The sequence below is a fragment of the Coprococcus sp. RTP21204st1_G4_RTP21204_210225 genome, from assembly GCF_040915385.1.
GTDB lineage: Bacteria > Bacillota > Clostridia > Lachnospirales > Lachnospiraceae > Allocoprococcus > Allocoprococcus comes.
On record NZ_JBCPDP010000013.1, the window covers coordinates 26747 to 47738 of the forward strand.

The following is a 20992-nucleotide window of genomic DNA, read 5'->3' on the forward strand; positions in this document are numbered from 1 at the left end:
ATGAAAAAAGACAGTGTAATGAAAAAGCTTTTTAAATATATCGGAAAATACTGGGTCCTCCTGATCCTCAGCATCATCCTTGCCGGAATATCAGTGGTTCTTCAGCTTTATGTGCCGGTTCTCTTCGGTAATGCGATTGATGAGATCGTAGCAGCGCACAATGTAGACTTTACCCAGATGTGGCTCTATCTGAAGCAGATTCTTCTGTTCGTAGTGATCGCTGCAGCCGCAATCTGGATCATGAACCTTGTCAATAACCGCATGACCTATCATATTGTACAGGATATCCGATCCCAGGCAATCCGCCACATCCAGAAACTTCCGCTTTCTTATCTGGACCAGCACAGCACCGGCGATATTGTGAGCCGTATCATTGCCGATACCGATATCCTTTCTGACGGATTACTGCTCGGATTTACCCAGTTATTTTCCGGCGTTGTGACCGTTGTTGTAACCTTGATCTTCATGTTTTCCAAGAACGTGTGGATCACTTTGATGGTCATCCTTCTGACACCACTCAGCTTCCTGGTGGCAAAATTTATTTCCTCACGCTCTTTTACCATGTTTAAAAAGCAGAGTGAAACTCGTGGAAAACAGACTGCTCTGATCGAGGAAATGATCGGAAATCAGAAGGTTGTCAAGGCATTCGGATATGAGGACAAGGCTTCAAAGCGTTTTGATGAGATCAATAAAGAACTCAAAGAATACAGCCAGAAAGCCGTATTTTACAGCAGCCTTACCAATCCGTCCACCCGTTTCGTAAACAACATTATTTACGCTGCCGTAGCACTTGCAGGTGCATTCCTGATCCCGCTTGGAGCCCTGACTGTCGGCGGTCTTTCCGTACTGCTTTCTTACGCGAACCAGTACATGAAGCCATTCAACGACATTACATCCGTAATCACGGAAATGCAGAACGCCCTTGCATGTGCGACACGTATCTTTGACCTCTTAGAAGAACCGGAAGAAGTAAACGATTCTTCTGAAGTACTTGAAAAGGTGGATGGAAATGTGGATATCGACCACGTAGATTTCAGCTATGACAAGAGTAAATCTCTGATTGAAGACTTTAACCTTCAGGTTGAACCTGGTATGCGTATTGCGATCGTAGGTCCTACCGGATGCGGAAAAACAACATTTATCAACCTCCTGATGCGCTTCTATGACGTGGATTCCGGAAAAATCTGTATCGACGGTAAACCGATCGATGAGATTTCCCGACATTCGCTCAGAAAGAGCTTCGGTATGGTGCTTCAGGATACCTGGATCAAATCCGGTACTGTCCGTGAAAATATCAGCTTCGGAAAACCGGATGCCACGGATGAAGAAATCATCCGGGCAGCAAAAGAGGCAAAAAGCTGGGATTTCATCCGCAGACTTCCGCAGGGACTTGATACCGTCCTGCATGAGGACAGCATCAGCCAGGGACAGAAACAGCTCCTGTGTATCACAAGAGTTATGCTCTGTCTGCCGCCAATGCTGATCCTGGACGAAGCGACTTCAAGTATCGATACCCGTACCGAACTGCAGGTACAGGAAGCATTTGATAACCTGATGAAAGGTCGTACAAGCTTTGTCGTTGCACACCGCCTGTCTACGATCCGCAACGCTTCCCTGATCCTCGTCATGAAAGACGGTAAGATCATTGAGCAGGGAACCCATGAAGAACTGCTGAAAGAAGGCGGCTTCTACAGTCATCTGTATAACAGCCAGTTCCAGGCAGTGTCATAAAACAGAATACGTCACGGGGCGCATGAAAAAATGAGAGTTTTTTCATGCGTCCTTTTGCTTATGGATACATAATATCAGAGCACAATTGACTTAGAGAAAAAACACTATTAGAGGATTCAATTCGTTGAAGATTGAGCGAGCCAAGTGAATAAGCTGTTCCGGTAGGTAATTTCCCCTTGATTGCTGCTCTCATAGCAATTGAATTCAGTACGATGGCTGCATTTTTTGCTGAACGTAAAGGCGTGTTTCCCATTTTCCAGATTTCAATATTATAGGAATGAAGATAGCTTTTCATTCCCTTTGCATCGGAATAATAGTATAATGATAGAATAGTAGTTTCCTAAAATGAATATATCAAAGATGCTTCAGGGCACAGTGTGTTCCGAAGAGAGTCAGATTGGATGAGTATAATGAAATTTTATAACATATTTTTCAGCCCGACCGGTGGGACAAAGAAAGTAGCAGATATTATTATTAACGGAACCAGACAGGAAGCTGAAGTAATTGACCTGATCAAAGATCCAGAAAAGATTAAAAAGTTACAATTAAAAAAGGATGATGTGTGTCTGGTTGTTATACCTTCTTATGGTGGACGCATTCCGTCAGTTATAACAGATATGTTTCGAAATGTAAAGGCAGACGGGACGAAAGCGATTCTAACAGTGGTATTTGGAAACCGGGCAATTGACGATACTTTACTGGAGTTACAGGATGTTCTGGAAGCATCAGGTTTTGTATGTATCGCAGGAATGGAGGCTGTTGCAGAACATTCCTTAATGCACCAATTTGGAACTGGCCGTCCAGATTCGCTGGATGAAAAGGAATTGATGGGATTTGCTGCAAAGATCATGGAAAATATTACAACACAAAAAACACCTGAATTTCCGGGAAACAGACCATATCGTCAATATGGCGGTGTTCCGTTTAAACCGATTGTAAATAAAAAGTGTACTTCTTGCGGTTTGTGTGCAAAAGAATGCCCAACAGGTGCTATTTCATTAGATGATCCAAAGATTACAGATAATGATAAGTGTATTTCCTGCATGCACTGCGTCGCAGTCTGTCCAAAGAATGCAAGGAACTATAGTAAATTTATCAGTTTTATAGCTGGACGGAAGATGAAGAAGATTTGTTCAGATCGGAAAGAAAATAAATTATATTTATAAATCGAGCATAGACTGATTCTTAATATTATCTTTGGAAAAATTGAATTATATTAACAACAAGTTTGTGTTTTATCATAAGCTGCGAAAATGAATGGATTGTGCCAAAAGATCAACTATATGTCTTATTCCTATGATATACGGAAGGTATTGTCTATACTGGTTATTTCGCAAAATCCGGTAATTATAAAGAGTTAATTCTATGTGGTGAATGTATATTGTGAAGAGCTATTTTGTTATACTGTCACCATCAAAAGAAAAAATGGAGGAATTGATTATGTCTAACTATGGAAGATGTAAAGATTGTGAATGGGGAGAACCTGAAAGTGGTACCTGGAAATGGTATTGTAGTTATTACAAAACTTATGAGGATCCGGATGAAGTGCAGGATTGTAAACAGTTTAAGGAACGTGGCTCTTCAAGCGGTGGATGTTTTTTAACAACAGCCTGCTGTGACTATAAAGGACTTCCGGATGATTGCTATGAACTAGAAACTATGCGGAAATTAAGAGATGATTACATATCAAAACAGTCTTATGGACAAAAATTAATAAAAGATTATTATGCAGAAGCACCGGAGATTGTCGATAGAATAAATAGTTCTGCGAATAAAGACGAAATTCTCGAAAAAATGTACGAGAAAATTACAAATATCGTTAAGATGGTGGATGATGGAAAGAAGGACGAAGCGATCATTCATTATATGATGTTATTGCATGACCTATCAAAATTAAAGTAGAGAGAATGCAATCTGTAACATATCCAGGAGCAAGGTATTCAGTGCCTTGCTCCTGAGTATTATTGTTGAAAATAGTTTAAATAAAATTTTTCAAAAATGCTTTTGTACGATTATGTTTTGGTGCAGTAAATATTTCTTCAGGAGTTCCCTGTTCTCAAAGATCCTGTTCAGCAGTTCCAGCCGAGATTGGTCGTCACAAAAGATATCTTCTTCTTTTTCATACTCTGTAATCGAAAACCAACAAAATTCTTTTTTTACCTCTTTCATTGTGCTACTTCCTGTGCGTTACGGTACAATCTGTTGATTCTTCTTAATTCCTGTTCCAGCACTTCTTTACCAAGGTTTGTAATCTGGTATATTTTTCTTTTTTCTTCTTCCCGTACAAATTCGATCAGACCGTCTTTTTCCATCTTTCCAAGAGTTCCATACATGGTTCCCGGTCCAAGGATGACTTCATTGTCGGTTAATTCTTTCACTTTCTGTACGATTCCATATCCGTGATTCGGCGTTCGAAGGCATAGTAAAATATAAAAACCTGTCTCGGTCATTGGAACATATACTTTCTTAATATGTGCATCCATAAATAGTTACCTCGCTGTTTGATATATCACACTTCGATATATCAACTGTATCGCACCGCGATGTATTTGTCAAGCATAAAGCTATACTTCTGAAAATTTATGTGCTATGATTAACCTAATTGTTGACTAATCTGTTATTTAAGGAGCAAAAAATGATTATCAGAAAAGCAGAAGAAAGAGATATTCCAAGAATTATTGAACTGTTAGGTCAGGTGCTGCAAATCCATGCAGACATAAGACCTGATATTTTTATTCCCGACACAACAAAATATACAGTGGACGAGTTGACAGAGCTTTTGAAAAACGAAGAGAAACCGATATTTGTTGCAACAAACGAAGCCGATATTTGTGTGGGATATGCATTTTGTCAACTGCGGGAGCAACCTTTTTCAAATAATATGGTGCCGTTTAAATCCCTTTTTATTGATGATCTTTGCGTCGATCAGAAGACACGTGGCCAGCATATCGGTGAAAAACTGTTTGAATATGTAAAGGCTGAAGCGAAACAAATGGGCTGCTATGAAGTGACGTTGAATGTATGGGCGGGAAATACTTCAGCAGAAAAGTTCTATGAAAAAATGGGAATGAAAACAAAAGAAAGACAGATGGAATATATCTTATAAAGTAGTTTCATTCATTTCGAATAATAATTCATTTGTTTGCTGAACAGACATATCTGTTTTGTAAAGACAGCAGAACTTCTTTCCTATTGACGATTATATCCATTTCGAAGTATAATATCTACGCTGCAAGAAAGCAGCCGACAGTTCATTTGTACCTTCCTGTCGAAAAATAAAACCAGGGCTGATCAAAAAGATTTCCGGCTCTGCGTGTATCACTACGCAGAGCTTTTTTTCACTTCCAGACGGCACCAGGCTTAAAGGTACATCCATTTTTATAATACAGGAGCATTTAAAAATATGTACTATTTGAGAACAGAAAGCAGTTTTGACGCAGCGCATTTTCTTTGGAAGTATGAAGGAAAATGCCGAAACCTCCACGGACACCGCTGGAGAGTTGTCGCTGAAATCAAGAGTCCGGATCTAAAGCAAGAAGAACAGACACGTGGAATGGTAGTAGATTTTGGCGATTTAAAAAATGACTTAAGATTACTTTGTGACCTCTTTGATCACAGTCTGATCTATGAAACAGGATCCCTGAGAGAGGAAACACTTCTTGCATTTCGCAAGGAAATGTTTCACTTAGAGGAAGTATCCTTTCGTCCTACAGCAGAAAATTTTGCAGCTTATTTTTATACAAAATTATCTGATCTTGGATATGAAGTTCACCGTGTAGAAGTATATGAAACACCAAATAATTGCGCAGCTTATGAGGGGAAATAAATGAAAGTTGTTGAAAAATTTACCAGTATTAACGGAGAAGGAACTCGCGCCGGAGAGCTTGCAGTCTTTATTCGATTCAAGGGATGCAATCTCAAATGCAGCTATTGTGATACCATGTGGGCTAACGAACTAGCCTGTCCTTATCAGGAGGAAACACCTGCAGATATCGTGAATTATGTTCTTGCAACCGGAATTCGTAACGTCACACTTACAGGTGGCGAGCCATTACTTCAAAAAGAAATCAAAGAGTTGATCCATCATCTTCTTAAAGCCGGAGTGCGAGTAGAAATTGAAACAAATGGTTCTGTAAGTCTGACCGATTTTTGTGAAGAACGACCGGTCTTTACAATGGATTACAAACTGCCTTCCAGCGGATGTGAGTCACAGATGATCTTAGAAAATATGGAACTGCTTGTATCGGATGATACCGTAAAATTCGTAACCGGCAGCCAGGAGGATCTGCAAAAAGCGATGGAAGTAATCCGTACCTATGATCTGACAAACCGGTGCCATGTTTATTTCAGTCCTGTTTTCGGTTCTATAGAGCCGGTACAGATTGTAAATTTTATGCTGGAGCATCAGTTAAATGATGTACGGCTGCAGATTCAGATGCATAAAATTATCTGGGACCCGAATGAACGGGGCGTTTAAAAAAATAAAGTGAGGTACTTATAATGAAAGCATTAGTTCTTTTCAGTGGCGGAATTGATTCAACAACAGCTCTGGCACTGGCAATCAACAAATATGGAAAAGACCGGGTGATTGCGCTTTCTGTTTCTTATGGTCAGAAACATGATAAAGAAATTCAGGCGGCAATCGCTGTTGCAGAATATTATGGTGTGGAACACCTGTTTTTAGATTTGAGGAAAATATTTACGTATAGCAATTGTTCGTTACTTAAGCAGTCTACAGAAAAAATTCCGGAAGAAAGTTATGCTAAACAGATTTCAAAGACAAATGGAGAAACACCGGTAAGCACATATGTGCCATTTCGAAATGGATTGTTTCTTTCTTCAGCTGCCAGTATTGCACTTAGCAAAGACTGTGAAGTGATTTACTACGGTGCTCATGCAGATGATTCTGCCGGTTTTGCTTATCCGGATTGTTCACCGGTATTTAACCGTGCTATGAATGAAGCAATCTGGGAAGGTTCCGGACATCAGCTTAAGATTGAAGCACCTTTTGTCAATGTCTCCAAGGCTGAGGTAGTCCGGATCGGATTGGAACTTAACGTTCCTTATGAGTTAACATGGTCCTGTTATGAGGGTGGCGAAAAACCGTGTGGAAAATGCGGAACCTGCATTGACCGTGCAGCTGCATTTCAGGCAAATCATGTGGAAGATCCTGCATTGCAATAGAAAGGAAAAAAACAATGAGAGAAAAAGAAGATTTAACATTATTAGGAAATCAGAATACAGCGTATCGCATGGACTATGATCCTTCTGTATTAGAGTCCTTTCAGAACAAGCATCCGGAAAATGACTATTTTGTCAAATTTAACTGCCCGGAATTCACAAGTCTGTGTCCAATCACCGGACAACCGGACTTTGCAACAGTTACTATTTCTTATGTTCCGGACGAACGTCTTGTGGAAAGTAAATCCTTAAAGCTGTATTTGTTTTCCTTCCGGAACCATGGGGATTTTCATGAAGATGTGATCAATATTATCATGAAAGATCTGATCAAACTTCTGTCTCCGAAATACATCGAAGTCTGGGGAAAATTCCTTCCAAGAGGCGGTTTATCCATCGATCCATATTGTAATTACGGAAAACCGGGCACCTCCTGGGAACAGGTTGCCTGGAATCGAATGAGTAATCACGACATGTTTCCGGAAAAAATCGATAACCGATAAAAAATATGATGTCGGTGCGGAAGAAAGCATTACTCGTGCGAATGAACGACTGAAAACTTCCACGGAAAATGCATTCAAGGTGATATCTTCTCGAATAATATGAGAAATGAATAAAAAAACGCGGTCTTCTTCTGCCACTTCAGAGGAAGACCGCATCTTTTTATTTCTCCAGATACGTGTTTTTGTATTCTTCACGAATTGCTTCCGGCACGAGACTTCCGCCTGTTGCCCATGCAATGTGTGTCGCATTTTTCATTTTCTCTTCAAGATGATTCTCCTGTAAATATTTACGTGCAGATTCATTCCTTTCAATCTGTATTGGTCCTTCAAAAGAAGCACAAGCACTTGGCTCAAGGAAAATGTTCTCTGTTCCGAGAAGGTCTCTCATGTAATCATATAATTTTCCATCGCGGATAGTAAATTCGCCGCCAAGCAGATTCTTCATTACTCTGCCTACAAATCCAGAAGGTCGTCCCACGGCAAGCCCATCTGCATGGGTAAGTCCGGTAAGCCCAATATCCTGTACGGAAATCTCCTGGTTCAGTCCGGTTGCCATTCCGACTAGCATACACGGTGCCTGTGTCGGTTCTATGAAAAAGCAGTGTACATAATCTCCGAACAGTAGCTTAAGTCCAAAGCATACACCACCCGGTGCTCCGCCTACTCCGCAAGGAATATATACAAAGAGCGGATGTTCCTCGTCTACTGCAACATTCTTTTCTTCCAACTGCTTTTGCAGACGTTTTGCCGCTACTGCATAACCAAGAAAGAGTGTTTTTGAATTTTCATCATCCACAAAGTAGCTGTTCGGATCTGCATCAGATAAAGCACGTCCGTTTTTCACCGCTTCACTGTAATCTGACTCATATTCCTTTACTGTTACCCCGTGGCTTCTGAGCAAGTCTTTTTTCCACTGTTTCGCATCTGCTGACATGTGTACGATCACCTGATAGCCAACTGCTGCACTCATGATTCCGATACTCAGTCCAAGGTTTCCGGTGGAACCCACCTGAATGGTATACTTTTTGAAAAACTCTCTGCATTCTTCACTCGCCAGTTTCTCATAATTGTCTTCCAGACTCAAAATCCCATGCTCTAATGCAAGTTCTTCTGTGTGCTTCAAAATCTCATAAATACCGCCGCGTGCCTTGATCGAACCGGCGATTGCCAGATGGCTGTCCTGCTTTAATAATAAGTTTCCTTCCAGATTGCTGTCGTATTTCTCATTCAGCAAATCCTTCATCTTCGGAACCGGTGTCAGAACAGATTCAATGATTCCGTTTTTCTCCTTTGTTTCCGGGAAACATTTCATAATGAACGGTGCAAAACGCTCCAGTCTGCGCTCGGCATCTTCTACATCTTCCATACCAAGTTCGATCTGTTCCATTGCTTCCCCACAAGCTGATTTGTCCGGATTTTGCCAAAACACTTCTTTTTCACTGCGGATTTCCTTCAGAATCGGTGTTTTTTCTTCCAGCACTTTCAAATCAACCATTGCTTTCATACCTCTCTTTCCAAATGACTTTATTCATACCTATATATTACCTTATTTCTTGTATTATGCCTACCACAAAAAAACTGTCAATCCTAAAAAATAGTGTTATAATTAAAATATGTTTAAAAGAAACGGGGTAATAAACATGGGAAAAGAAAGATATTCTATTTTATTCAGCAGCATGACAGGCAATACAAAGGAACTTGCCGACGCGATCCGCGAAATACTTCCGGAAGAAACTCTCGATTATTTTGGCCTATGTAAAGATGCAGATCCGCAGTCAGAAATACTCTATATCGGCTTCTGGACAGACAAAGGAACTGCTGACGAAGCGACAACCACACTGTTAAAATCACTTAGAAATAAAAAAATCTTCTTATTCGGAACAGCCGGCTTTGGTGGAAGCGAAGAGTATTATCAGAAAGTACTTCACAACGTACGTGAAAATATTGATCCGAGCAATCAGATAGTAGGAGAGTATATGTGCCAGGGCAAGATGCCGATGGCTATGAGAGAACGGTATGTGAAAATGAAAGAAGATCCAAACCACAAACCAAATCTTGATATGTTGATTGAAAACTTTGACAGAGCTTTATCTCATCCGGATAAAGCTGATTTAGAGAAACTTCAAAAATCTGTTTTAAGATAAAAGAAAAACGATACCGCAGAAACTCTTATGAAAGAATTTCTGTAGTATCGTCTTTTTTATTCTTCTACCTTCCACTCTCTGGTATCAAAGATGTGAAGATGCAGTGCTTCTGAAATATATCCCAACAATTCGCAGCCTGCGATACAGTTTCCTTTTTTGTCAAGAGACGGTCCGTAGATCCCGATTCCCATTTTCTTTTTCGACACGCTGAGGAGACCTCCGCCGACTCCACTCTTAGTCGGAATTCCTGTTCTTAATGCAAATTCCCCCGATCCGTCATACATTCCGCAAGTAAGCATAATGGTCTGCACCATCCGCACAGTTTGAGATGAGATCAGACGTTTTCCGGTGGAAAGCTGCACTCCGTCATTTGCAAGCAGAAGACCGAACCTTGCCAGATCTCTTGCATTTACCGACATGGAACACATCTTTGTATAAAAGGTAACACTTTCTTCTACATCGGTATCAATGATGTCCTTACTTTTTAAAAGATAGGCAATCGCCTTATTTCTTGCGCAGGTCGCCATCTCAGACTGAAATACGGCTTCGTCTATCGCAATCTCCGGATCTTCGCATACTTCCTGCATATACTTCTGCATATCTTCGATGGAATAATGGTTCACTAGCAGACTTGCAACCGTAATTGCTCCGGAATTGATCATCGGATTAAAGGGCCGGTTGCTCCGGTTATCCAGTTCTACCAGTGAGTTAAAAGCCTCTCCCGACGGCTCCACGCCCACATGATCAAACACAAACTCTGCTCCAAACGTTTCCAGCGCCAAACACAGTGCCATTACTTTGGAAATGGACTGTATCGTAAATCTGTCCTCTGTATTTCCGGTCTCAAATTGATTGCCGTCTATTGTGTAAAGGCAGATCCCCAGTTTATTCTTATCTGCCTTGGCAAGCTCCGGAATATACGATGCGACACTTCCATACCGGATCACACCTTTTCCTATACGGATGGCATTTTCCAGTATTCTCGTAACTTCTTCTGATTTCATCATATTCTCCTTTTTCGCTCAGTCGTAATCCCCTACAACTGCTATTTCCTAAGTATTAACATACATCATTTTCCGGCTTCAATCAACCACCATTTTTTGCTGAAACCCGGCGGAATAAGATAGACAAAAAAGTGCCCGCATTGTATATTATTAGTAGTTTGAAACTGGGGAATATGCAAAGGGGAAAACGTATCATGAATCTAATTTCACAATACAAAGGTCTTAGAAAAGAAAACTATGTCTTATGCTTCGGACGCTTTGTGACGGCCATGGGGGCAATGGTCCGTCCGATGCTGACGATGATCTTAAGCCAGAAGCTTGGGATGAATGCCGTGCAAGTTGCCTGGATCACGGCACTGATGGGGATCCTGACGATCCCGGCAAATCTGATCGGTGGAAAGATGGCCGATCGTTTTAATAAGAAAATGAATATCGTTTACCTGGATATGATTTCCGTCATTTCTTATATCATCTGCGGACTGATCCCGCTGACGACAAAATCCATTGTGCTGATGTTTATCGCATCGACCTGCCAGAACATGGAAAATCCGTCCTACAATTCGCTTACTGCGGATATCACCCTCAGCAAGGACAGAGAGAGAGGGTATTCCCTCCAGTATCTGACAGCAAATCTCGGCGGCGTGATGGCTTCTGCTGTAGCCGGATTTATGTTTCGCAATTACTTATGGCTTGCATTTTTGCTCAGTGGAATTTCCATCTGCACTTCTTCTGTGCTGATCTATTTCTTTGTACAGAATATCACACCGGAAAAAGAAGAAAATGATAGCAACGCCATTTATCAGGCCGAACGCCACGGGGAAAGCCTGCTGACGATTCTTAAAGAAAACCGGCTTGTTCTGCTGTTCATTCTGATCACCAGCGGGTACACAGCACTTTACCAGATGTATAATTATCTCTTTCCTATGGATCTGATCCGTCTACACGGGGATACCGGTGCGGTGATATTCGGAACAGTTACAAGCATCAACTGCTTTATCGTTGTTCTCTTCACACCACTTATCACCCAGATCCTGAAGCGATCCTCCGAACCGAAAAAGACAATCTACGGATTTTTACTGACACTGGTCGGCTACGTGATGTTCATCCTCTTTTCCGGACACATCCCGTTCTATTATGCGGCAATGGTCGTACTGACATGGGGTGAGATTTCCTACATGCTGGCGGAAAGCCCGTACATGACTAGGCGTATCCCATCCAGCCACCGCGGAAGAATCCACGGGCTGATGGAGATCATCCGTATCGGATTTATGAGTCTGTACCAGCTTTTGATCGGATTTATTTACAAAAATCATACGCCGATCTTTACCTGGATCATCGTTCTTCTGACAGGAGTCGCATTCATGCTTCTGGCTGTTATCTTAACGAAAGAGGACAAAAAACGCTATAAAAATCTGTATCGCAGATTATAATAATGATGTGAACGGCAAAATTTACTTTTGACACTCTCATTATTTTAAAAAGTTATAACCAAAATAATACAGGCAAGACCAAGATTGGATTTTCTCCTTTCTCCGGTCTTGTCTGTTATTTTGCTTTCCACTATAATAAGAGTATCAAATACAAAGGAGTTTCATTTACCAGATTATGACCATCAAAGAAATCGCACAGCTCGCCGGTGTATCCAGCGCAGCTGTATCCAGATATCTAAACGGCGGCTACGTCAGTGAAGAAAAAAAAGAACAGATCCGTAAAGTCATCGAAGAAACCGGATACCAGCCATCCGCACAGGCGCGTATGCTTCGTACCAAAAAGGCAAGCCTGGTGGGCGTGGTCGTCCCGAAGATCAATTCTGAATCCATCAGCCGGATCACTGCCGGAATTGAAAGTGTTCTCGCCGAAAGAGGCTATCAGATGCTTCTTGCCGGAACCGACAACACCCCTGCAAAGGAAGTAGAATACCTCCGGTTATTTGAAAATTATCCGGTGGACGGAATTATTCTTGTCGGTACGATATTCACCGCCGGTCACCGGAAATTTTTAAAAGAGACAAAGGTTCCTGTTGTCGTGATCGGGCAGCGCACCTCACACGCAAACTGCATTTACCACGACGATTACGGAGCAGGAAAGGCAATGGGACAGGCCGTTGCCGGATTCAGTAAAAAAGGAGTTGCTTACATCGGTGTTACCCGCGATGACAAGGCGGCAGGTGCCGCAAGAGAGGACGGATTTATCGCAGGACTCAAAAATGCAGGTGTCACGCTTTTCGAGGAAAATAAGCGAACCTCAGCCTTCACTCTGGAATCCGGATATGAGTCTGCTCTGGATCTTTTGGAAAACAAATGTGATATCGATGTCATATCATGTGCAACCGATACCATAGCAGCGGGAGCAATCGAAGCCATTCAGACCTACTTAAAAAAGCAGATTCCGACAAATGCAGCCGATGCAGGTGCAAGAATGCGCTATATCCTTGAAAATACGTCCATCCGAGTAACCGGATTCGGAGATAACCAGATGTTAAAAGCCGTCACCGGAGGAATCCCAACCATCCATTTCGGCTACAAAACCAGTGGAATCCGTGGCGCAGAGCTACTTCTTGACAGTATTGAAAGAGGAGAACAGATCCCGATCGAGATGAAGCTCGGCTTCCGTCTTGTTGGAGCAGACCCTTCAGACTCCGAAAATCTTACCTGATTTTCCTGATTTCCCGGAGTTTCTTAAGGAAATGAAAGTTTCTTTCAACACTTTTCACAAAAAACAATATGAATTATCAATAAAAATGCCATATTTACAAATGGCATTTTTTTTCATATTATTTAAGCATAAGATATGAAATCGATTACACATTGTATCTAAAGGAGGAGAGAATATGGATTACAGAAAAACCGCAAAGGAAATTCTGAATCATGTGGGTGGAAGTAAGAACATCGTATCTGCTGCCCATTGTGCTACCAGACTTCGCCTTGTCATTGCAGACAACACGAAAGCGGATAAGACAGCACTTGAGAATGTAGACGGGGTAAAGGGGGTATTTGAAGCATCCGGACAGCTCCAGATCATTCTCGGAACAGGAACCGTCAACAAAGTATTTGATGAATTTATTGCAATCGCAGGCATCACAGCCAGCACGAAAGCAGAAGCAAAAGAAGCTGCTGCCGAAAAGCAGAACTGGTTTATGAAAGCCATCAAGCTTCTGGGAGACATTTTCGTACCGATCATCCCGGCGATCGTAGCCAGCGGTTTCCTTATGGGAATCATGAACGCACTGGATTTCATGAACAGTAACGGGTTCTTACACATCAGCACAACCAGCTCGATCTATGTATTTGCAACCCTTTTCAGTAACATTGCTTACACATTCCTGCAGATCCTGATTGCATTCTCCGCTGCAAAAGCATTTGGCGCAAATCCTTACCTTGGCGCAGTTATCGGTATGATCATGATCCATCCGTCCCTGCAGAACGCCTACACAGTTGCAACAGAAGGTGTTCAGCAGACACAGAGCGTGTTCTTCGGACTGTATCACATTGACATGGTCGGCTATCAGGGACACGTTATTCCGGTTGTCATCGCTGTATGGATCTTATCCGTACTTGAAAAGAAGCTTCACAAGATCGTACCGGAAGTTTTAGACCTTTTTGTCACACCGCTTGTCAGCGTATTCGTAACCGGATACCTTACACTTTCCATCGTCGGACCAATCTTCGTATGGGCTGAAAATGCAATCCTCGGAGCAATCCAGTGGATGCTGACACTTCCACTCGGACTTGGAAGTCTGATCATGGGTAGTTTATATGCACCGACCGTTGTTACCGGTATCCATCAGATGTACACAGCCATCGATATCGGACAGCTTGCGAAATACGGTGTAACCTACTGGCTGCCACTCGCAAGTGCAGCAAACGTGGCACAGGGTGCAGCAGCACTTGCCGTTGCTGTAAAATCAAAAGACCAGAAGATCAAATCCCTTGCACTTCCATCATCACTCAGTGCATTTATGGGAATTACAGAACCTGCAATCTTTGGTGTAAACTTAAGATTCTTTAAACCATTTATCGCCGGATGCATCGGTGGAGGATGCGGAGCCCTTTATGCTTCCCTTGTTCACCTCGGTGCAAAAGGAACAGGTGTAACCGGTATCTTCGGAATCCTGCTCTGCCTGAACCAGCCACTTCAGTACGTCATTGAGATGGCAATCGCAGTCGGTGTTGCATTTGCAGTATCCTTCGCACTTTACAAAGACAAGAAGAAAGAACCAGTCGCAGAAGCTCCTGTTACTGTTGCAGCTTCTGTTGAGGAAACAGACAGCGAAGAATCTGCTGCTTCCGAAACTAAAACAGCTTCAGGCAATACAAAAACCACTTCTTCCGAAGAAGTGTTAAATGCTCCGGTAAATGGAAAGATCATTCCAAATGATCAGATCGCAGACGATACATTTGCAGCAGAAGTCCTTGGAAAAACCGTAGCGATCGAACCTGCTGACGGTATCATCACCGCACCTTGTGATGGCGAAATCGTAAGCATTTTTGATACCGGTCACGCAGTATGCATCCTGACTGACGGCGGCGCAGAGCTTCTGATCCATGTCGGAATCGACACTGTAAAAATGGATGGAAATGGATTTACAAAGAAAGTATCTGACGGTGCAAAAGTACACGCCGGAGACGTGCTGATCGAAGCAGATTTAAATGCAATAAAAGAAGCCGGACATCCGGCAACAACCATGATGATCCTTACCAATACAGATCTGTATAATTCTGTAGAATGTGCCGCACCCGGCACTGTAACCGGTAAATCATCTGTTATGAAACTTACGAAATAAAATAACTCATGACAAATAATCAGATTTGTCTCCCGCAGCAGGTGTCGGATATCCGTATCAATACGTTTTCCGGACCGTTGCCTGCGGAACTATTTCCAGGAGTGAATCAATATGAACGCATTAACCAGAGATCTTGTAAACTTAGTAAATACAGCAGAAGAGAACCAGACAGCAAAAGAACAGACATCCGGCACACAGTTCCGCGAGAAGCTGCACCTGATGCCTCCGGTTGGCTGGCTCAACGATCCGAACGGTCTTTGTCAGATGGATGGTGTGTTCCACGCATTTTTCCAGTACTCCCCATTTAACGCCGAAGGCGGTGTGAAAATGTGGGGTCATTACACCAGCACCAATCTGATCGACTGGGAATACAAAGGTGTATCCCTCTACCCGGATCAGCCATTTGACTGCCACGGTGTATATTCCGGATCTGCCTTCCTCGAAGACGGTACAATGTATCTTTACTACACCGGAAATGTCAAACTGGAAGATGGAGATTTTGATTATATCAACACCGGCCGTGAGGCAAATACCGTACTCGTCACAACCAAAGACGGAATCCATTTTGGCAGCAAAAAAGAGCTTCTCCGCAACAGCGATTATCCTTCTGACCTGACCTGCCATGTGCGCGATCCGAAGGTCTGGAAAAAGGACGATATCTACTACATGATCCAGGGCGCACGTACTAAAAATGATGTCGGTCAGGCACTGATTTTTGAATCCTCCGATAAAATAAACTGGCACTTCCGCAGCCGTGTAGAATCCGAAAAGCCTTTCGGTTATATGTGGGAATGCCCGGATTATTTTGAAACGGACGGCATCAAAATCCTTTCTTCCTCCGTTCAGGGCCTGGAAGGCAAAGAGTGGGCTGACCGAAATGTATACCAGTCCGGTTACTTCCTTGTGGACGGCGACATTTTAGATTCCTACAAATTATCCCCATATCATCTGTGGGATTATGGTTTTGACTATTACGCTCCGCAGAGCTTCGAAGCAGAAGATGGAAGACGCATCCATATCAGCTGGATGGGAATGCCGGATTGCGAAGAATATACCAATCCGACCATCAAAGACGGATGGCAGCACTGCTTTACATTTCCAAGAGAAGTCTTCATAAAAGATGACAAAGTCTGCCAGAAACCGGTTCGCGAGCTGGATGCAAAAAAACAACAGCTTCAGGATGTTCAGAATGAACTTACCCAGAGCGGCTGCCCGGTATATGAAGTAAATGTAAATGGAATTAAGGAGAATCATTTCCAGGCTGTCCTTTCAGATGAACTGATCCTTGACTATGAGAATGGACGGTTCCAGATGCATTTCACAAACAAAAGTAAAACTTCCGTATCCGCAGGCAGAAGCCTTCGCTACGCTGAAGTCGGCACTCTGGAAAATGTAAAAATCCTTGCAGATACTTCTTCCGTTGAAGTATTTGTAAATGACGGAGAATTCGTATTCTCTACAAGATATTATCCAAATGATTATAAGATTGTGGTGCATTCCCCAAGTGCCCACATTACATTCGATAAAATTCAGTAAATCGTATATGGGAAATTCCCCCAAACTTCCCATATACGAAAACGCCAGACAGGGTACAGCAATCCCTTTTCCTCCTTTGCATGCTGTATCCTGCCTGGCATTTTTTAATTCTGATTGTTACACAATTTTTAATTCTGACTGTTACACAATTGCTTTTCCCATAAATAAAAGCGAATAGAGCATACTGTTCAGTTCCGGATAGCTTTCCAGTTTTTCACGCAACGACTCAAACAGCATATTTTTTCTGAAAGCAAAATCCTTACCGCTTCCAGAAAACCCTTCTTCTCCACCTTTTCTTTTTTTATTTCAAATGTTATACTTCATATACAACAAAAAACAGATAAAGGTAACGAAACACCATGTTAATCAGAAAAACACTTCCAGAAGATGTAGACACGATTTTAAATATTTTTGACACCGCACGCCAGTTCATGCACGCAACCGGAAACCCGACACAATGGAATGCAAATTATCCGGCTCTCGAAGATCTCGAACCGGATATCCAGAATGGTAACAGTTATGTCTGCGTAGAAAATGATAAGGTCGTTGCCACTTTTACACTTATCATCGGAGACGAGCCGAACTATCAACTCATTGAAAATGGAAGCTGGCGTTCCGAGGCTCCATACGGAACCGTTCACCGCCTTGCATCTGACGGAACAACCAAAGGGATTGCACGGACTTGCTTTGATTTTTGCAAGACACAAATCTCACATCTGCGTGTAGATACCCACAAGGATAATCAACCAATGCAGGCTTGCTTTAAGCAGAATGGATTTGAAGAATGTGGGATTATTTACGTCAGTGACGGGACTCCGCGGATCGCTTATGAATTTATTAGGCTATCTGAATAGAGGGGTATTTTTATGACAATCAATAGTATTTTAGAAGAAATTATAAATCTGGCAAAAAAATATTCTGCTTCTACCGTTATTCTTTTTGGTTCCCGTGCCAAAGGGACTGCGACAGAACGAAGTGATATTGACATCGCCGTATCCGGTATTCCAGATACAGAAAATCTACGGGAAGAGCTTGATAATTTACCCACTTTATACACAATAGACCTTGTCAATCTTGATGAATGTGGAAATCAGTTATTATTGGAGGATATAAGAAAATATGGACGAGAAATTTACAAAAAGATTTGAATCCTTTAAAAATTCACTGGCATCTCTTTCAGAAGCTAATCACTAACCATATATTTTCAGGAGGCTTAATTTCATGTACTATCCACTCGCACAACAAGAATTTGAATCTTACCTTAACGGATACGACCGCGAAAATGACCGCATAAAATTAAAAATCATCCACACCTACGGCGTTGTAAAACAGGCAGAAGAGCTTGCCGGAAGGATGCATCTTTCAGCCGAAGACACCGACCTTGCAAGGCTGATTTCACTCCTTCACGACATCGGACGTTTTGAGCAGTTAAAGCGCTACGACAGCTTTGAGCCTGGCACAATGGATCACGCTGCTTACGGTGTAAAGGTACTTTTTGATGAAGGCATGATCCGCCGCTTTCTTCCGGATGACAAATGGGACTCCATCATTTACACTGCAATCGCCCATCACAGCGATTATGAACTCCCTGAGATCTCAGATCCGCAGACACTTTTACACGCAAAGCTGATCCGTGATGAGGACAAGCTGGACAACTGCCGGGTAAAGCTCGTAGACTCCACAAGCACCTTTATTAACGTTTCTGAAGAAGAACTCGGTACACAGAACATAACCCAAAAGGTATACGAAACAGTTTTTAAAAACAAATGTATCCTTTCCGCAGACCGCGTCACACAGATGGATTACTGGGTATCTTATATCGTCTATTTCTTCGATATTAACTTCAAAGAAAGCTTTGATATCATAGCGGAAAATGACTACTTAAACCGCATTATTGACAGGATTCCATATAGCAATCCGGTTACAAAAGAACAGATGGAAAATATCCGCGTTTATATGCAGAATTTTATTAATTCCCATACAAACAGCCAATCCTTTTAACTCACTCAGCTTGCAAAATTACCAGGCTGTAAAAAATGTTTTTAAACTTTTACAATTTTAGTCAGGCGAATATTTGCCCGCTATTTGTTTAACTTAATCAAAACACAAACCACATAAAAAATCAAGGAACTGACATACGCGCTTTCAGGAAAACAAATTCTAAGATTTATTTGCACCTTGAAAGCGTGTACATCATTTTCCTGTTTTTTTTATCCTCCTATTGTATTATTTGTATTATGTGGTATAATACAATAAAATCTCACAGAAAGGAGAAGCCGATATATGATCATCAAGATCAACATGCAGTCCGAAGTCCCGATCTACCTTCAGCTGCGCAACGAGATTGTCAAAGGAATCGGACGAGGGGAATTTGAGCCGGGGGAATCGCTTCCGACCGTCCGCCAGATGGCAACCGATCTCGGTATCAACACCATGACCGTCAGCAAAGCTTACGAGCTTTTGAAAACAGAAGGCTTTCTCGAGACAGACCGCCGTAAGGGAACAACCATCTGTTATCCCACTTCCTCTGCTCCACAAGATAACCGCTTTGACGAAAAGCTGGCAGATGAACTGGAACTTTTAAGCGCAGAAGCAAAGTTCCACGGCATGACTTTGACCGACTTCCTGGAACTCTGCCAGAGAACATTTAACGAAATGGAGGTAACAGCGAAATGATGATGCTGATTATATTTTTAATTACAGACATTTCCATGGTCGGCATCTTTGCCGGAGTCTATGGAAATATTGCAAAATACCGGGAAGGAATGCTGATGGGAGTCCATATTCCTAAATCTGAACTTGAACATCCCGACATAAAAGAGCTTCTCCAGCTTTATTAAAAGCACAACCGCCAGTTTTATTTGTGGAACATGCTTGCAGGAATTGCGGTATGCCTGCTTTGCTTTACTTACTTTTCTATTTTTATTACCGTATGGACACTGTGGTTCGTAGAATTCTGCCTTCTTACCATCCTCCGTGTCTATCATTATCATCAGAAAGTATACGACATTAAGCAGAAAAATGGATGGATCAGCTCAGTAAATGCAGATGTGTCCGCTGCAGTGGATACCCGCACTTCCTCACAAATTGCAAAAAAGATACTGCCGGCAAAGCTTCATCTGATCCCGGCTGCAGTGATTCTGATCCCTCTGTTTTTCCCACAGGTCCGTACTTATCTGCTGACCGAAAGTGATGGAAGAGTCATGCTTCTCTGCACAATTCTTGTCGCGGCAGCTTACATGGGTACCGGCTATTTATTCGCCCATATGCCAAACAAAATTTACAGTGAAAATTCACAGATCAACCTGCAGATCAATGCACTGGAAAAGCGTTTATACACCATATTCCTTTTTGTCTCCAATATTTGCAATACCGGTGCCTATCTCGGGATCATCCGGGATATTGCATCCAGCAACTGGATTGGCGGAGTTGGAATGGGCATCTACATTTTCCTCGAACTGATACCGGCTGCCATCATATTGATCATGTTTTTCTGGCTGCGTAAGGAAAAAGAGCAGATCCTCTCCCAGGACAGCACACCATTTTATATTGATGATGACTATTACTGGCGAAAAGGCTGGTACAACAATCCAAATGACAAACGGTATTTTGTACAGGACCGTGTGAACAGCATGAATTATTCTCTAAACTACGGACACCCTTCTGCAAAATATATTACCGGCGGAATGCTCGTCGGCACCGGGCTTCTTCTCCTCTGGATGTGTATTCTCTGTATCCGGATCGATTTTACACCGATCCGCCTGACGGAAAATGCTGCCCAGTATTCTATTACATCCGGCTATAAAACAGCAACCTTTGCTCTTGCCGATGTTGAATCAGTAACTCTTCTGGATAATCTGCCGGATGAAAAATTCTACCGGTCTGATGGCTCCGAAGATAACAGCAAACTTCTCGGTAATTTCCGTGGCAGCAAAACCGGACATTGCCAGATGTATATCTGGATTGAACATCCTCCGGTTCTTCAGATAAAGACAACAGATACCACCATTTTTCTGAACAGCAGCAACGAAGCACAGACTAAAGAATGGTACGATCAGTTAAATGATGCAATTTCTTCGAATAAATAAGCCTTTTTCATTACCATGACAATGC

23 protein-coding genes are annotated in these 20992 nt (G+C 42.2%); 19 read left to right on the forward strand and 4 right to left on the reverse strand.

Annotation, left to right across the window (positions count from 1 at the left end):
* A complete protein-coding gene (locus AB5213_RS11885; RefSeq protein ID WP_346997128.1) occupies positions 1-1731 on the forward strand; it encodes an ABC transporter ATP-binding protein in 1731 nt (576 codons plus the stop codon).
* A gap of 58 nt (positions 1732-1789) precedes the next feature.
* Here AB5213_RS11885 and AB5213_RS11890 read toward each other — a convergent pair whose 3' ends face one another.
* Positions 1790-2026, reverse strand: a complete 237-nt coding sequence (locus AB5213_RS11890) for a hypothetical protein (protein ID WP_368276749.1) — start codon at positions 2024-2026, stop codon at positions 1790-1792.
* A 106-nt stretch (positions 2027-2132) separates the two neighbouring features.
* Here AB5213_RS11890 and AB5213_RS11895 point away from each other — a divergent pair, with 106 nt between their 5' ends.
* Together AB5213_RS11895 and AB5213_RS11900 are read left to right on the forward strand one after the other, a co-directional pair.
* Positions 2133-2897, forward strand: coding sequence for an EFR1 family ferrodoxin (locus AB5213_RS11895; RefSeq protein ID WP_117835974.1), 765 nt, complete (start codon positions 2133-2135; stop codon positions 2895-2897).
* A 274-nt stretch (positions 2898-3171) separates the two neighbouring features.
* Entirely contained in the window at positions 3172-3633 is a 462-nt protein-coding gene (locus AB5213_RS11900; RefSeq protein ID WP_368276750.1) for a CFI-box-CTERM domain-containing protein, read from the forward strand.
* A gap of 263 nt (positions 3634-3896) precedes the next feature.
* Here AB5213_RS11900 and AB5213_RS11905 read toward each other — a convergent pair whose 3' ends face one another.
* On the reverse strand, positions 3897-4214 hold the full coding sequence (locus AB5213_RS11905; RefSeq protein WP_117835977.1) for a PadR family transcriptional regulator: 318 nt from the start codon (positions 4212-4214) through the stop codon (positions 3897-3899).
* 152 nt (positions 4215-4366) lie between these two features.
* On the opposite strand from AB5213_RS11905, the gene AB5213_RS11910 reads away from it, so the two are divergent.
* The 5 genes from AB5213_RS11910 to queF all read left to right on the forward strand — a co-directional run bounded on the left by AB5213_RS11910 (position 4367) and on the right by queF (position 7412).
* Entirely contained in the window at positions 4367-4837 is a 471-nt protein-coding gene (locus tag AB5213_RS11910) for a GNAT family N-acetyltransferase (protein ID WP_117835979.1), read from the forward strand.
* A gap of 297 nt (positions 4838-5134) precedes the next feature.
* A complete protein-coding gene (locus AB5213_RS11915) occupies positions 5135-5557 on the forward strand; it encodes a 6-carboxytetrahydropterin synthase (RefSeq protein ID WP_270541632.1) in 423 nt (140 codons plus the stop codon).
* Positions 5558-6208, forward strand: coding sequence for a putative 7-carboxy-7-deazaguanine synthase QueE (gene queE, locus AB5213_RS11920; protein ID WP_117835983.1), 651 nt, complete (start codon positions 5558-5560; stop codon positions 6206-6208).
* 23 nt (positions 6209-6231) lie between these two features.
* Positions 6232-6915 (forward strand): 7-cyano-7-deazaguanine synthase QueC, encoded by a 684-nt coding sequence (queC, locus tag AB5213_RS11925; RefSeq protein WP_117835985.1) that lies wholly within the window; start codon positions 6232-6234, stop codon positions 6913-6915.
* A 14-nt stretch (positions 6916-6929) separates the two neighbouring features.
* Entirely contained in the window at positions 6930-7412 is a 483-nt protein-coding gene (gene queF / locus AB5213_RS11930) for a preQ(1) synthase (RefSeq protein WP_270541629.1), read from the forward strand.
* A 160-nt stretch (positions 7413-7572) separates the two neighbouring features.
* On the opposite strand, the gene AB5213_RS11935 is transcribed toward queF, so the two are convergent.
* The gene (locus AB5213_RS11935) at positions 7573-8916 is read right to left on the reverse strand and encodes a D-serine ammonia-lyase (RefSeq protein WP_330613917.1); all 1344 of its coding nucleotides are present in this window, start codon (positions 8914-8916) and stop codon (positions 7573-7575) included.
* A gap of 136 nt (positions 8917-9052) precedes the next feature.
* On the opposite strand from AB5213_RS11935, the gene bilS reads away from it, so the two are divergent.
* The gene (gene bilS / locus AB5213_RS11940) at positions 9053-9556 is read left to right on the forward strand and encodes a flavodoxin family protein BilS (protein ID WP_022220512.1); all 504 of its coding nucleotides are present in this window, start codon (positions 9053-9055) and stop codon (positions 9554-9556) included.
* A gap of 56 nt (positions 9557-9612) precedes the next feature.
* On the opposite strand, the gene glsA is transcribed toward bilS, so the two are convergent.
* A complete protein-coding gene (glsA, locus tag AB5213_RS11945) occupies positions 9613-10563 on the reverse strand; it encodes a glutaminase A (protein WP_008371229.1) in 951 nt (316 codons plus the stop codon).
* Positions 10564-10754: 191 nt separating this feature from the next.
* Here glsA and AB5213_RS11950 point away from each other — a divergent pair, with 191 nt between their 5' ends.
* The 10 genes from AB5213_RS11950 (at position 10755) to AB5213_RS11995 (ending at position 20967) form a co-directional block, all read left to right on the forward strand.
* Positions 10755-11990, forward strand: a complete 1236-nt coding sequence (locus AB5213_RS11950; RefSeq protein ID WP_270247282.1) for an MFS transporter — start codon at positions 10755-10757, stop codon at positions 11988-11990.
* 175 nt (positions 11991-12165) lie between these two features.
* On the forward strand, positions 12166-13215 hold the full coding sequence (locus tag AB5213_RS11955) for a LacI family DNA-binding transcriptional regulator (protein ID WP_368276752.1): 1050 nt from the start codon (positions 12166-12168) through the stop codon (positions 13213-13215).
* A 175-nt stretch (positions 13216-13390) separates the two neighbouring features.
* Positions 13391-15343, forward strand: a complete 1953-nt coding sequence (locus AB5213_RS11960) for a glucose PTS transporter subunit IIA (protein WP_368276753.1) — start codon at positions 13391-13393, stop codon at positions 15341-15343.
* A gap of 111 nt (positions 15344-15454) precedes the next feature.
* A complete protein-coding gene (locus AB5213_RS11965; RefSeq protein WP_368276754.1) occupies positions 15455-16879 on the forward strand; it encodes a glycoside hydrolase family 32 protein in 1425 nt (474 codons plus the stop codon).
* A 359-nt stretch (positions 16880-17238) separates the two neighbouring features.
* Positions 17239-17733 carry an N-acetyltransferase family protein gene (locus AB5213_RS11970; protein WP_368276755.1) on the forward strand — a complete coding sequence of 165 codons (495 nt, stop codon included), beginning with the start codon at positions 17239-17241 and terminating at the stop codon, positions 17731-17733.
* A 12-nt stretch (positions 17734-17745) separates the two neighbouring features.
* Complete coding sequence (locus AB5213_RS11975) at positions 17746-18027, forward strand: nucleotidyltransferase family protein (protein WP_055155959.1); 282 nt, start codon at positions 17746-17748, stop codon at positions 18025-18027.
* A 73-nt stretch (positions 18028-18100) separates the two neighbouring features.
* Positions 18101-18880 (forward strand): HD domain-containing protein, encoded by a 780-nt coding sequence (locus AB5213_RS11980; RefSeq protein WP_368276756.1) that lies wholly within the window; start codon positions 18101-18103, stop codon positions 18878-18880.
* 282 nt (positions 18881-19162) lie between these two features.
* Complete coding sequence (locus tag AB5213_RS11985) at positions 19163-19555, forward strand: GntR family transcriptional regulator (protein WP_368276758.1); 393 nt, start codon at positions 19163-19165, stop codon at positions 19553-19555.
* Positions 19552-19719 (forward strand): hypothetical protein, encoded by a 168-nt coding sequence (locus tag AB5213_RS11990; protein WP_368276759.1) that lies wholly within the window; start codon positions 19552-19554, stop codon positions 19717-19719. The genes AB5213_RS11985 and AB5213_RS11990 overlap by 4 nt, the downstream gene beginning before the upstream one ends.
* 30 nt (positions 19720-19749) lie before the next feature.
* Positions 19750-20967, forward strand: coding sequence for a hypothetical protein (locus AB5213_RS11995; RefSeq protein WP_368276760.1), 1218 nt, complete (start codon positions 19750-19752; stop codon positions 20965-20967).
* Positions 20968-20992 lie beyond the last annotated feature (25 nt).

What these genes read in the sequence shown, in the direction of transcription:
- AB5213_RS11885 (WP_346997128.1), top strand. Translation starts at nt 1, where the DNA reads ATGAAAAAAGACAGTGTAATGAAAAAGCTTTTTAAATATATCGGAAAA.
- AB5213_RS11890 (WP_368276749.1), bottom strand. Translation starts at nt 2,026, where the DNA reads ATGAAAAGCTATCTTCATTCCTATAATATTGAAATCTGGAAAATGGGA.
- AB5213_RS11895 (WP_117835974.1), top strand. Translation starts at nt 2,133, where the DNA reads ATGAGTATAATGAAATTTTATAACATATTTTTCAGCCCGACCGGTGGG.
- AB5213_RS11900 (WP_368276750.1), top strand. Translation starts at nt 3,172, where the DNA reads ATGTCTAACTATGGAAGATGTAAAGATTGTGAATGGGGAGAACCTGAA.
- AB5213_RS11905 (WP_117835977.1), bottom strand. Translation starts at nt 4,214, where the DNA reads ATGGATGCACATATTAAGAAAGTATATGTTCCAATGACCGAGACAGGT.
- AB5213_RS11910 (WP_117835979.1), top strand. Translation starts at nt 4,367, where the DNA reads ATGATTATCAGAAAAGCAGAAGAAAGAGATATTCCAAGAATTATTGAA.
- AB5213_RS11915 (WP_270541632.1), top strand. Translation starts at nt 5,135, where the DNA reads ATGTACTATTTGAGAACAGAAAGCAGTTTTGACGCAGCGCATTTTCTT.
- queE (WP_117835983.1), top strand. Translation starts at nt 5,558, where the DNA reads ATGAAAGTTGTTGAAAAATTTACCAGTATTAACGGAGAAGGAACTCGC.
- queC (WP_117835985.1), top strand. Translation starts at nt 6,232, where the DNA reads ATGAAAGCATTAGTTCTTTTCAGTGGCGGAATTGATTCAACAACAGCT.
- queF (WP_270541629.1), top strand. Translation starts at nt 6,930, where the DNA reads ATGAGAGAAAAAGAAGATTTAACATTATTAGGAAATCAGAATACAGCG.
- AB5213_RS11935 (WP_330613917.1), bottom strand. Translation starts at nt 8,916, where the DNA reads ATGAAAGCAATGGTTGATTTGAAAGTGCTGGAAGAAAAAACACCGATT.
- bilS (WP_022220512.1), top strand. Translation starts at nt 9,053, where the DNA reads ATGGGAAAAGAAAGATATTCTATTTTATTCAGCAGCATGACAGGCAAT.
- glsA (WP_008371229.1), bottom strand. Translation starts at nt 10,563, where the DNA reads ATGATGAAATCAGAAGAAGTTACGAGAATACTGGAAAATGCCATCCGT.
- AB5213_RS11950 (WP_270247282.1), top strand. Translation starts at nt 10,755, where the DNA reads ATGAATCTAATTTCACAATACAAAGGTCTTAGAAAAGAAAACTATGTC.
- AB5213_RS11955 (WP_368276752.1), top strand. Translation starts at nt 12,166, where the DNA reads ATGACCATCAAAGAAATCGCACAGCTCGCCGGTGTATCCAGCGCAGCT.
- AB5213_RS11960 (WP_368276753.1), top strand. Translation starts at nt 13,391, where the DNA reads ATGGATTACAGAAAAACCGCAAAGGAAATTCTGAATCATGTGGGTGGA.
- AB5213_RS11965 (WP_368276754.1), top strand. Translation starts at nt 15,455, where the DNA reads ATGAACGCATTAACCAGAGATCTTGTAAACTTAGTAAATACAGCAGAA.
- AB5213_RS11970 (WP_368276755.1), top strand. Translation starts at nt 17,239, where the DNA reads ATGTTAATCAGAAAAACACTTCCAGAAGATGTAGACACGATTTTAAAT.
- AB5213_RS11975 (WP_055155959.1), top strand. Translation starts at nt 17,746, where the DNA reads ATGACAATCAATAGTATTTTAGAAGAAATTATAAATCTGGCAAAAAAA.
- AB5213_RS11980 (WP_368276756.1), top strand. Translation starts at nt 18,101, where the DNA reads ATGTACTATCCACTCGCACAACAAGAATTTGAATCTTACCTTAACGGA.
- AB5213_RS11985 (WP_368276758.1), top strand. Translation starts at nt 19,163, where the DNA reads ATGATCATCAAGATCAACATGCAGTCCGAAGTCCCGATCTACCTTCAG.
- AB5213_RS11990 (WP_368276759.1), top strand. Translation starts at nt 19,552, where the DNA reads ATGATGATGCTGATTATATTTTTAATTACAGACATTTCCATGGTCGGC.
- AB5213_RS11995 (WP_368276760.1), top strand. Translation starts at nt 19,750, where the DNA reads ATGCTTGCAGGAATTGCGGTATGCCTGCTTTGCTTTACTTACTTTTCT.